Here is a 10,170-nt window from a genome sequence, read left to right on the forward strand (position 1 = left end):
GAGGTGTTAAAGTTGATTCAAATTGATGATGCCGGTAGTGGAAGTCTATTGGGTGGAACCATAATTGGTGTACTAAGGGTTGAAACAGAAGAATATTTTTATAGGGTTATTCCACTACAGCTCTATCAGGGTGAAGCCTTTCAAAATAAATCCTATATAGATTATGTTGTTACAATTATTAATGAACTATTTAACCATTTAAGGGTTTCGAAGGATGAAGAAATCAAGGTGTGTCGAGGATATATGTTCGACAGCCTTAATAAATGGTTAAAGGAGAATAACTATAACTACATTACCACCAAGATCAAAGATCCCCTTCAAACCCTAGTTGAAAAGACCTTTGATGATTACGCAATAAAACTAGGATTACCTACAACCTATATAAATTATACGAAATACCCCTTCCATTTCCATAGAATTTTAAAATGGGTTTACGCAGATTATGAAAATCGCAGTAGGCTTTGTAAAACTGGCTGGAAGAGTTGGAATAAATATAAAGATTTAAAGCCAATCATAAAGGAGGAAAATGTCAAAAATAAGGATTGGCTTTGCTTAAAATGTAATAAACCCATTCCTAGGAATACCATAGCCGCCGTTAAGGCTTATACCAGCAATAGACATTACAAAATATTTCTCCATAGGGAGTGTATATGAAAAGCTCCTGAGACCAGGAGCTTTTATATACAATTAATAATTAGTAATTAGTAATTGAAGAAGGAATTTGCAAAGGCAAATTTCCTCAACAATTCAACATTCAACATTCAACATTTCACATTGAAGCTACTACACAGGATGGGTGGCCTCTAGTTCATTATACAAGGTTGTTTCGATTTTATACTTCTTGCTCCATCTATCCTTAAAGTAGGCCATTGCCACCTGTGGGAATAAAGCATAGGATAGAACATCTTCTTCCTGCTCCAAATACTCCTTCATTTCAGCCCTAAGCTTGTCTAGCTGTGGCTCGATTAGGTCGGCCGGCCTGCAGGTGATTTGCTCCTCCTTACCGATGATTTTTTCTTTAATTTCCTCAGATATTGGAGCAGCAGTTTTACCATATAGACCCTTCACATAATCCTTGATTTCCTTAGGTACCATTTTATATCTTTCATTTAAAATCACATTAAACACTGCCTGAGTTCCAACCATCTGACTCATGGGGGTTACCAATGGGGGATAACCTAAATCCTCTCTTACTTTTGGAACCTCCGCCATAACTTCATCTATTTTATCCATTTTGTTTTGTTGCTTTAGCTGAGAGATTAGGTTGGATAACATACCACCAGGCACTTGGTATACTAGTGTGTTGATATCAACACCAAGTACTTTAGGGTCAATCATTTTATTTTCAACATACTTATCCTTTAAAGGTCTAAAGTAGTTGGTTACTTCATTTAGAAGCTCAAGGTTTATACCAGTATCATATTGAGTCCCCTGGAGGGTTGCCACCATTGTTTCTGTTGGAGGCTGGGAAGTTCCCATAGAAAAAGGTGAAATAGCTGTATCGATTATATCTACCCCCGCTTCAATAGCCTTCATATAGGTCATAGAAGCAAGACCGCTGGTATAGTGGGAGTGTAGCTGTATAGGTACTTTAACTGCCTTTTTTATTTCAGAAACAAGCTCATAGGCTGTATAAGGGGTTAAAATCCCTGACATATCCTTTATAGAGATGGAATTAGCCCCCATATCCTCCATTTGCTTTGCTTTGATTACATAGTATTCAATATTATGCACTGGACTTACAGTATAAGAGATGGCACATTGGGCATGACCACCCTCTTTAGCTATTGCCTTAATGGATGTTTCAAGGTTTCTTACATCGTTTAATGCGTCAAAAATACGAACGATATCGATGCCATTGGCTATAGACTTTGTAACAAATTCCGTTACAACATCATCTGCATAGTGCTTATAGCCAAGCAGGTTTTGTCCCCTTAAAAGCATTTGCAGCTTTGTATTTTTAACTTGTGCTCTTAGCTTTCTCAGTCTTTCCCATGGATCTTCATTTAAGAATCTAAGGCATGCATCAAAGGTTGCTCCTCCCCATACCTCCATAGAGTGGTATCCAACCTTATCCATCTTTTCTACAATAGGAAGCATTTCCTCAGTAGTCATCCTAGTAGCCATCAAGCATTGATGGGCATCTCTTAATACGGTTTCTGTAATTTTAACAGGCATTTTATTTCCTCCTATAAATTTACTATCATAATTAATAGTAATTTTGTACATATTAATATTCTTTTTTATATTAAAATCTCCTCCTATTTTTTCTCTATCAGCAATATAATAGGGGGACATTTATCTGAATTCATATAGCTCCATTGAAGAACAGTAAATTGTGAAATATCCAAGGATGAAAGATAACTTAGAACAGTCGCTTTCTCATCTTCTCCTCCCTCATGTCCATAATATAATATAACAGACAGAATTCCGTTAGGCTTTAATAGCTCTAAGGTTTTTCTAAGGGCTGTAATTGTGGTTTCTCCTTTTGTAACTACGGAATGGTCACCACCTGGCATATAGCCTAGATTAAACATGCCACAGCTTATTGGCTCTTTTAGGTATTTGTCAATGTTAGAATGACTATCCTTTATAAGAAAGATGTTTTCATTATATATACCCTTTTTTTTAAGAGATAATTCAGTGTTTACTAACGCCACCTCTTGTAGGTCAAAGGCATATACCTTACCAGCTGCACCTACTGCTTCAGCAAGGAATATGGTATCATGTCCGTTACCCATAGTAGCATCTACAACGGTATCTCCTTTCTTTAGCTTATGGCTTAAAAGGGTATGTACAAGTTTGGTGATTCTACTAATTCTTAACTCCTCCATAGTTTGTATTCAATCCTTTTCATTTCTTAATACTTCATACTTAGTTCTTCATTCTACATTCTACATTCTTATTTCTTCTTCCCCTTACAGCCTCTATTGAAAAATTCAATGGGCTGACAATGGAAATGCTCCCATAGGTCTAACTTCAATATCTTGGTTTGGAATTCAGGATGATTTTGAAGCTTATATATCCCTAGACCTTCAATAAAGCCATTATATTGGTTATTAGGCTTTATAAATACATCCTTGTAGCCTTTTTCTTGAAGATGATATAAAGTTGCCCTCAACAGGCCTTCTCCCAATTGATTACCCCTTTCCCTAGGAATTATGTAGATACAATTAATTTCAGAAGCGTCTTCTATTAATTCTCTGTAGCTACTGAAACCCAGAACTGAGCCTCCTTCCTTTACAATTGTATATCCCTTCTTGTAGGTTTGATGCTGATCATCCTGTAAAGGTAAGTAATATTCCTTAGCAATCTTCATAATCTGTTGTTGATCTTTGGCTTCAGCAATTGTAAATTCCAGCATTTCATAACCACCTTTACTTTTTCATGTTTATTATACACCGAATTCTAAAAAAAGTACAAAAAAGAAAGCCCAAAAAATGAGCTTTATTTATTACAATTTCTTAAGATATTTGATTTCCTTCTGGGATAAAAAACGCCACTCCCCTATCTTAAGATTACCCAAGGTGATGTTTCCCATCGAAACCCGTTGCAAAGTAATAACTGGATGACCTATGGCATCACACATTTTTCGTATCTGTCTATTCTTACCCTCATGGATTTTTATTTCCACTAAAGGTTCTTTGCCCTCTATTTTTACGATTTTAAAATCAGCAGGTGCTGTGACATAATCTTCGATTTGCAACCCCCTTTTAAAGGCTGCTATTTCTTCCTTAGTAGGGATTCCCTTTATTTTGCTTATATACTTTTTATCCACCTTAAATCGGGGATGGGTTAATCTATAGGTAAGGTCACCATCGTTGGTTAGAAGCAACAAACCAGAGGTATCGTAGTCTAGTCTACCAACAGGAAAGATTCTTTGGGGTACATTTATTAGATCTGTAACCTTTTTTCTCTGAAATTGCTCCGAAACCGTTGTGATATATCCGGTGGGCTTATTGAGTAATATGTATACCATTTCCTCAGCTGGCTTTACCTCTTTCCCTTCCACAGAAATTTTATCCTTGTCGGGGTCAACCTTAAAGCCCATTTCAGTCACAATACGATTATTGACCTTTACCTTTCCTGCTTCAATTAGCTCTTCACTTTTTCTTCTTGAAGCAACACCACATTGAGCAAGATATTTTTGTAATCTCAAAGAATCAACTCCTTACAAATTGAAAATTGACAGTTGAAGATTGAAAATTAAAAAACCATAAAATTAAAACCTTAGTAATAAATAAATCAACAGATGATTATGCTAGATTTATTTCCGTGGAAATAGTGTAATTTCAACATTTCATAGTTGTTTAGTTAGATTTATGTCGAATCGAGTAGTTATATATCAATTATGGGTACTATTTTAGTCTCTGATTTCATATTCCATTCTCAATTTTCAATTTCCCTTATCTGTTTTCCCAAGCAGTTGCTTGATTGAATAGTCTAAACTCTCTAGCAACTAAGGTAATGGTAACCAGGGTTGAAAGAAGGTCTGCTATTGGGAAGGCGATCCATACCCCTTGAAGCTTGAAAAATAATGGTAGTATTAATACCAAGGGAATTAAAAACAATACCTGTCTAGACATTGAAAGGACTATAGAGGGAATTGCCTTTCCTATGGCTTGGTACATACTAGCTCCAACCACCTGAACTCCTATTAAGGGCAGGGCAAAAACAATTATTCTAATAGCTGAAACGGCAAAGTCTAAAAGCTCCTTATCCTTACTGAATATAGACATTAAAAATTCTGGAAAAACCAAAAGAAATACAAAGCCCGTTGTAGCCATAACGGTTGTAGCCTTAAAGGATAGATAGATGGTTTCCTTCACTCGGTGAAATTGCTTAGCTCCATAGTTATATCCCACAATTGGCTGAAGGCCTTGCACCACACCAAATAGAGGCATAAATATAAACATCATGAGTCTATTAATTATACCATAGGCAGCTATGGCTAAGTCTCCACCATAGAAGGACAAGGTGTTATTTAAAATAATGGCTATAAAGCTTCCTGAAACCTGTCGTGCAAAGGAGCTGGCACCAATTATAAAGGTTTCGGATATTATTTTAAAATCTGGCTTTAAATTCTTAACCTTGAAGGTTAATGTACTCTTACCATATATAAAATAAAATACCAGATAAATTGCTGTTGAGGCTTGGGCTAAAACCGTGGCAATGGCTGCTCCTGCTATGCCCATTTTAAAGACAAAAATAAATATTGGATCTAGAATAATATTTAAGCCTGCAGAAATTAACATTGTATACATAGCCACCTTGGCATTACCCTCTGATCTTACAATACTATTACTGGCCACAGCGAAGGTAAAGAACACTGTACCTAAAAGGATTACCCTCATATACTCTATTGAATAGGGCAGGATTGTATCTGTTGCTCCAAAGAGCTTTAATATAGGTTCAATAAAGATCATCCCAAAGATGGCAGTAAAGGAGCTGATGGCTATAACCAACATAAAGATATTCCCCATGGTTCTTTCTGCCCTTTCCTTATCGCCGGCCCCAAGGCTTCTGGAAATTATTGAAGCACCGCCAATACCAATGGTTTGGGCAATAGCCATAACAAGCATTTGTATGGGAAAGGCAATGGTTAATCCCGCTATAGCCATTGTTCCCACGCCTCTACCTACAAATATTGTATCCACTAAATTATATAAAGCCTGTACCATCATTCCGACAATTGCTGGTGCAGACATTTTAATAAGTAGTTTACTGATTTTTTCTGTCCCCAACATTTTACTATGCTGTTGATTCATATTTTCACCTTCATTCTAAATTTTACGCACTTTTTATTTTTCAAAGTCACAGAGGTTCTGAAACATTCTTTGCAAAAGCTCTTGAGACATCTGAATTTCTTCTTCATTAAAGCCCTTTACTAATACCCTTAACCAATTGGTTAAAACCTCATATACCTTAGGCTGTATCTCCCATCCCTTATCCGTCAAATACACACAATAGGCCCTTTGATCATTGGGATTGGTTTTTCTGATGATTAAGCCATGCTCCATCAGCTTTTTGATGCCTCTACCTATATTAGCCTTGTCCATTCTTATATGATTAGCCAAATCCTCCTGACTAATTCCATCCTTTTTATAAAGAACTAATAGAATGGTATACTGTCCACTGCCAACACCGTAGGCTTCTAGCTCCTTTGAAATGTAGCTTTGACCTGCTCGATAAATATAGGAAATATGTCTTCCAATATTGTTAGGATTCACTTTTACACCTCCACTATATAATGAACCATTTCATTATATACCAGAATAGTTGCGACCGCAACTAAATTATTGTGAATATTATCCATAAAAAAACAGGAAGGTTTAGTCTTCCCGTTTAATATAAATTTGCCTTTATTAATTAATTTACTAATACTTATATTTGCTATCCCCAATAATCAATAATATACTGGCCCTCCAGCCCCAGCTAATGCGGCGGAAAATATCATCCATAAGTACACAAATAATACTGCTAAACCAATTAACCTTGAAGCTTTTTCCTGATTTTTTCTATAGAAAACCAAACCAAAAATTGCTACTCCTAGAAGGACAATAAATGATATTTCCATTTCATTTAGCCAATATATTTTATGGATAAAAGAGTTCGTGATTATGGATAAAGCTAAGGCTGCTATAACTATTATTAATAGCTTCTTTCCTATATAGACCCCCTCCTTCTACAGCTAAATTCTAAAATATGCATTTTCTTCTTAAACATACTTTGCTAATCGCCTCTTTACTGATTTAAATCTAAAGAGTATAAAGTTCCTTCCTTTGTAAAAATATATAGTATCTCATCATGAACTAAAAAGTCATTAGCATTTTCTTCTGTATTATTCCCAAATCTCCAGAGCTTCTGCCCAGTCCTCTTGTCTAGTATAAATACTTCTCTATCTAAACCTCTTCTTACAACAGCATATCTAGAAGTTGCTCTTACTGAAAATGGTCTTAGCTCTCCAAAATCAGTTTTCCATAGCTCTTCTCCAGTCTCTTTATCAAGTCTGTAAAGAACTCCAGAATAAGTAATATATAGCCCATCTTCATCAACTTCTTGGATTCCCCCTTTATTATTAGACCAAAGGATACCTCCGGTTGATAAATCTACTTTTTTGCCTTTTCTAGCATAGAGATAGTCTCCATCTATAAGAAATCTAGCATATACTCCAATATCATACTTCTTCAGTACCTTTCCAGTATAAACATCAAAAACAAGCAGTTCACCAACGTTAGAAGTATACACCTTGCCCTTATCAACTATTACTTCGGTGGAGGTATGTTCACGTCTACCATCAAAGCCCCATAAAAGCTTACCTGTATCCATATCGAAGGCTTCTACTAAAAGCTTTTCTGAAGCTGCATAAACAGCTACATTATCATAAAATTCTATATTTGTTGTGGATGCTACTCTTCTAGTTTCACTAACTAATTCTCCTGTGTTTTTGTTATATGCTACGATTTTATTTCTCTGTTTTCCAATCAAATAATTATCATTTACTCCTCGGATTGGTAAACCCACATTAAAAGTATTAATAATATTATTGGTTCCTAAATCCATTGCGTAAATTGTTTTCTTATTAGCTCTGAAATACATTATATTGTTTTCATCAACAATTGGCACATCAAGGGGTACCTCTAATTCCAGCAGCTTTTCCATTTTAAATTCTTTTACATCCACAAAACTTCTATCCATATCTCGTTCTTCAATTGATGGTGCAGTAGCTGTTCTAAATAAAACATAAATAATCATTAGAATAAACATGACTATAACAGGGGTGTATCTACTTTTAGGTCGATCGTCCATTGGATCAGCTCCTTTCTTAAAGGACCTCCAATAGCGAAGCCCTTTAAGTCTTAGATTATATTACTCCACCAAAACAATCCTCTTCCTATGGCTCTTCAATAGCTTAGAGCAATTGAATGAATTTTTCTGTAAACTCTATCGTTAAATGCTGTGGTAATAGATAGTAATAGGTTCTTCCAAAGCTAAAGCCTGCAGGGCTTGTAGAAAGGCCAAAGCCTGTTGTATAAACATCAGCTCTATCATCAAAGGCTATCATTGTGCTTAGCTATTTTGCTGGATAAGCCCCAACTTCTGAATTACTGCATTGTTGAAGTTGAAGTTGAGTGTATTAAGCTAGTCAAGGTTTATTCATCTTGACTTATATCATAGAAATGTATAGTACCATTTTCATCAGTTATAATAAAAACATCATTAAAAACTAATAAATTGGCGTACTTCCCTTTATACATCTTTTCCCAAAGCTTTTCACCTGTTCTTTTATCTAGAGCCATGACTTTTCCGTCTTGACGTCGGAAAAATAAATACTTAGCTGAAGGTACAAGGTTAAATACAGGATAATTGAGAATTTCAATATCCCATAATTTTTCTGCATTTTTATTTTGTATTGCTACAACCTTTTTTTCATATAAATTAGAGTAAAATATATATTCGTTATCAACTACAGGTACAGATGGTCTTTCTGATATTTGCCATACAACTTCGCCAGTATTTTTATTAATTTTATTTAAATACTTTGCAACAGTATTTCTACCATATATATATCCATCATCTATTATAAAATCAGGGCTTATATCAACTTTAAAACTATGTACTTTATCTCCATTATATTTATTAAAAATAACCATATCATCATATCCATTAAAGTATAGTTTATCTTCAACTATTAATGGATAATTACTGGCATGCTCTGTTGATTCAACATACTTCCATAATAAATTAAATGTGTTAAAATCTAAAGCATATACAGCCATACCGTCGCTTGAGTAATAAAGAATACCCTCTGATATTAAGAATTTTTTTAAAGAATATTTTGCAACTCTTTTATTATATACTATAGACTCATTATCTAAATTAATGACTATTATATGGTTTGAAGATCCTAACACTATATAGTTTTTATATATTGCAATCCCCTTATTATACTCTCGCTTAACATCTTTAGGTAATGAGATTTCACGTAAAATTTCGTATGTTTTCATATCTATTATAAATATTTTTGAGTCTTTTGAAATTACATACATCTCTTCATCTTGTATAGCAGGGTTTGAAACAATAGGGCTTCCAATATTCAATTCTTTCACTAAATTTAATTCTATTTCATTAATAAATTCTTCTTCCGGAACTAGTTCTATAGATTTTTCACGCCGTATAGCTATTGTTTGAAATATTATAAATAGAATAACAAAAAGAATAATTATATGATAGTTCTTAACACGTGAATTTCTCTGATTCATATACTCCCCCCTTTAGGATACACCATTAAGATTAAAGGATAGCATGGTTTATTGATTTAAACAATAAACCATGCTATTGTTTGACATAATATTATCTATTCTCTAAAGTAGGTGTAGTTGTCCCATCATTATAATATAATTGTCTTATTAGCTCCTCAACAAATTCTAATCTTGTGTAATGCATTCCTCCGATAGACATTCCATATGGGACAAAAGTTCCACCAATTACTAGGGCATTTACAGTGTTTTCTAAATCATTTGCATAACCTAAATTAACATATTTTATTTGTACGCCTGTTGAAACAAATATACCCTCATAATCCTCAAATTCATCAAACTCTTTATTTGCAAAAACAAAAACTGCACTACCACTTGCACTTGCCAGTGATTTTATTCCCCTTACCAATGCATCATATGTGCTTTGATCTAGTGTACCACTATAATATCCATAGACTATTGGTATACTAAAATCATGTTCTGCATAATCTTCATTTCTATCTATCATAATATCGCTATCAAACCAAATTAATTCTAAACCATAAGTCCCTTTTGGTGTATTAATTTCTAATTGTACCCCTTTTCCTATCAATGTTTTATCTGGGAAAAGAGTCCACTCACTATCTCCTCTAACTTTACTAGACCTTTCATGGTATTTCCTATCAACTCTTTCAGGTTTAAATCCTGTAATATCAATTAATAAAATAGGATTACCATTGCTATAGATATAAAATTCAAGCTAAGTGGATCATTATTATTACCCTTGTAACTATCCTCAGATATAAACCTACCCAGCCTTGGGTCATAGTACCTTGCCCTTAGGTAAATGGTTCCTGTTTCCTTATCAAAATACTCTCCACTATATCTAAATACATTTGTATCATTAGAGTCTGGGTTCTTTTCATTTCCA

Annotated in this window: 13 protein-coding genes; 1 reads left to right on the forward strand and 12 read right to left on the reverse strand. The window is 34.4% G+C overall.

Translation table 11 applies throughout. The annotated features are described in order from the left end of the window. The first annotated feature begins 3 nt into the window (after positions 1 to 3). Positions 4 to 654 carry a hypothetical protein gene (locus tag F8153_RS15450; RefSeq protein WP_243137011.1) on the forward strand — a complete coding sequence of 217 codons (651 nt, stop codon included), beginning with the start codon at positions 4 to 6 and terminating at the stop codon, positions 652 to 654. Between the two features lie 129 nt (positions 655 to 783). Here F8153_RS15450 and F8153_RS15455 read toward each other — a convergent pair whose 3' ends face one another. From F8153_RS15455 to F8153_RS15500, 12 genes are all read right to left on the reverse strand, one after another. After that, entirely contained in the window at positions 784 to 2,178 is a 1,395-nt protein-coding gene (locus F8153_RS15455; RefSeq protein WP_151867259.1) for an oxaloacetate decarboxylase subunit alpha, read from the reverse strand. Positions 2,179 to 2,261: 83 nt separating this feature from the next. Continuing rightward, positions 2,262 to 2,834, reverse strand: coding sequence for a tRNA (mnm(5)s(2)U34)-methyltransferase (locus tag F8153_RS15460; protein WP_151867260.1), 573 nt, complete (start codon positions 2,832 to 2,834; stop codon positions 2,262 to 2,264). Positions 2,835 to 2,902: 68 nt separating this feature from the next. Beyond that, the gene (locus F8153_RS15465) at positions 2,903 to 3,364 is read right to left on the reverse strand and encodes a GNAT family N-acetyltransferase (protein ID WP_151867261.1); all 462 of its coding nucleotides are present in this window, start codon (positions 3,362 to 3,364) and stop codon (positions 2,903 to 2,905) included. 90 nt (positions 3,365 to 3,454) lie between these two features. Next, complete coding sequence (locus tag F8153_RS15470) at positions 3,455 to 4,159, reverse strand: pseudouridine synthase (protein ID WP_151867262.1); 705 nt, start codon at positions 4,157 to 4,159, stop codon at positions 3,455 to 3,457. Between the two features lie 247 nt (positions 4,160 to 4,406). Next, the gene (locus F8153_RS15475; RefSeq protein WP_151867263.1) at positions 4,407 to 5,768 is read right to left on the reverse strand and encodes an MATE family efflux transporter; all 1,362 of its coding nucleotides are present in this window, start codon (positions 5,766 to 5,768) and stop codon (positions 4,407 to 4,409) included. 33 nt (positions 5,769 to 5,801) lie between these two features. Next, entirely contained in the window at positions 5,802 to 6,230 is a 429-nt protein-coding gene (locus tag F8153_RS15480; protein WP_151867264.1) for a MarR family winged helix-turn-helix transcriptional regulator, read from the reverse strand. Positions 6,231 to 6,406: 176 nt separating this feature from the next. After that, entirely contained in the window at positions 6,407 to 6,577 is a 171-nt protein-coding gene (locus F8153_RS16270; protein WP_192929860.1) for a hypothetical protein, read from the reverse strand. A gap of 167 nt (positions 6,578 to 6,744) precedes the next feature. After that, entirely contained in the window at positions 6,745 to 7,809 is a 1,065-nt protein-coding gene (locus F8153_RS15485) for an outer membrane protein assembly factor BamB family protein (protein WP_151867265.1), read from the reverse strand. Positions 7,810 to 7,912: 103 nt separating this feature from the next. Next, entirely contained in the window at positions 7,913 to 8,065 is a 153-nt protein-coding gene (locus F8153_RS16275) for a hypothetical protein (RefSeq protein WP_192929861.1), read from the reverse strand. An 88-nt stretch (positions 8,066 to 8,153) separates the two neighbouring features. Further along, a complete protein-coding gene (locus F8153_RS15490) occupies positions 8,154 to 9,263 on the reverse strand; it encodes an outer membrane protein assembly factor BamB family protein (protein WP_151867266.1) in 1,110 nt (369 codons plus the stop codon). A gap of 91 nt (positions 9,264 to 9,354) precedes the next feature. Continuing rightward, on the reverse strand, positions 9,355 to 9,852 hold the full coding sequence (locus tag F8153_RS15495; RefSeq protein WP_192929862.1) for a hypothetical protein: 498 nt from the start codon (positions 9,850 to 9,852) through the stop codon (positions 9,355 to 9,357). Positions 9,853 to 9,956: 104 nt separating this feature from the next. Further along, on the reverse strand, positions 9,957 to 10,170 hold a 214-nt coding region (locus tag F8153_RS15500; RefSeq protein WP_151867268.1), incomplete at its 5' end, for an RHS repeat-associated core domain-containing protein.

It is taken from the genome of Alkaliphilus serpentinus (assembly GCF_009017255.1).
GTDB lineage: Bacteria > Bacillota > Clostridia > Peptostreptococcales > Natronincolaceae > Alkaliphilus_D > Alkaliphilus_D serpentinus.

Excerpts from the sequence above, each read along its gene's own strand:
- F8153_RS16275 (WP_192929861.1), bottom strand. The coding sequence starts at position 8,065 with ATGATAGCCTTTGATGATAGAGCTGATGTTTATACAACAGGCTTTGGC.
- F8153_RS15465 (WP_151867261.1), bottom strand. The coding sequence starts at position 3,364 with ATGCTGGAATTTACAATTGCTGAAGCCAAAGATCAACAACAGATTATG.
- F8153_RS16270 (WP_192929860.1), bottom strand. The coding sequence starts at position 6,577 with ATGGAAATATCATTTATTGTCCTTCTAGGAGTAGCAATTTTTGGTTTG.
- F8153_RS15455 (WP_151867259.1), bottom strand. The coding sequence starts at position 2,178 with ATGCCTGTTAAAATTACAGAAACCGTATTAAGAGATGCCCATCAATGC.
- F8153_RS15460 (WP_151867260.1), bottom strand. The coding sequence starts at position 2,834 with ATGGAGGAGTTAAGAATTAGTAGAATCACCAAACTTGTACATACCCTT.
- F8153_RS15475 (WP_151867263.1), bottom strand. The coding sequence starts at position 5,768 with ATGAATCAACAGCATAGTAAAATGTTGGGGACAGAAAAAATCAGTAAA.
- F8153_RS15485 (WP_151867265.1), bottom strand. The coding sequence starts at position 7,809 with ATGGACGATCGACCTAAAAGTAGATACACCCCTGTTATAGTCATGTTT.
- F8153_RS15490 (WP_151867266.1), bottom strand. The coding sequence starts at position 9,263 with ATGAATCAGAGAAATTCACGTGTTAAGAACTATCATATAATTATTCTT.